The sequence below is a fragment of the Paenibacillus sp. EKM301P genome (genome assembly GCF_011800295.1).
In the GTDB taxonomy this organism is placed as follows: Bacteria; Bacillota; Bacilli; order Paenibacillales; family Paenibacillaceae; genus Paenibacillus; species Paenibacillus polymyxa.
This window is the reverse complement of sequence record NZ_JAALFM010000058.1, coordinates 1-834: the sequence shown is the minus strand read 5'-3', so window position 1 is coordinate 834 and position 834 is coordinate 1. Positions and strand designations below refer to the sequence as shown.

The window sequence follows — 834 nt, the reverse complement described above, 5'->3', positions numbered from 1 at the left end:
CCAGAACCGTTCTGCCTCCGCGTTGTCCTGTCGATCCAGCCATTCAATATATTCACTGTATGGCGTTACCGGGGCAAGCTCCGGCTTGCGGTCTTCAAGGATGGCAAAGTACGTATGAAACGCTTCCCCGACAACCAGGAACAAGCACCAGCCGTCCATCAAAATATGATGGAAGCTCCATACAAAACGGTACGACTCCTCACCTGTACGTAAAATAGACACCCGCATCAGCTCGTCGGAGCTGAAATGAAAGCCTGCCGCTTTGTCACGTTCAGCAAAATCAGCAAGGTATGCGGCCTGCTCTCCTGGTTCCATCGAACGCACATCTTCAAACCGGAATCCAGCCGCTTTATGGCGGTACACCACCTGTAAAGGCTGCTCATTCCAGCCACTATAAAAATTTGTTCTGAATATTTGATGGCGCTCCACCAACTGGTTTAGGCTTTCGGCAAAAGCCTCCACTTGAAAGTGGCCTTGCAGATCAAATGTCGCCTGCTCAAAGTACGCCCCGGATTGCGGCTCCATGAAGCCGTGGAACAGGATGCCTTTTTGCATAGGGGTTAACGAATAAATGTTTTCCAGTTCTCCCGCAGCAGCCGTCTGCTCTACAATATGATCCAGCTCTACAGCCGTCAGTCCTTGGAAGGACAAGTCGCTTGGGGTCAGCTCCGGCAACTCTTTGGCCACACAGTGAGCCAACACCTCGCGCAAGCTCTCCTGCAGCAGATCAGCCAGTTTTTTAATCGATTTTTTCATAAACATTTTGTTGCTGTAGCTGATCGTCAGTTCCAGGGCACCGTCCGTGATCATGCCGTTGATATCCAGAGCATACCG

General features: G+C 51.0%; 1 protein-coding gene. It reads right to left on the bottom strand.

Annotation, left to right across the window (positions count from 1 at the left end; translation table 11 throughout):
- On the bottom strand, nucleotides 1–834 hold an 834-nt coding region (locus HFD99_RS24795; RefSeq protein WP_167441051.1), incomplete at both ends, for a condensation domain-containing protein.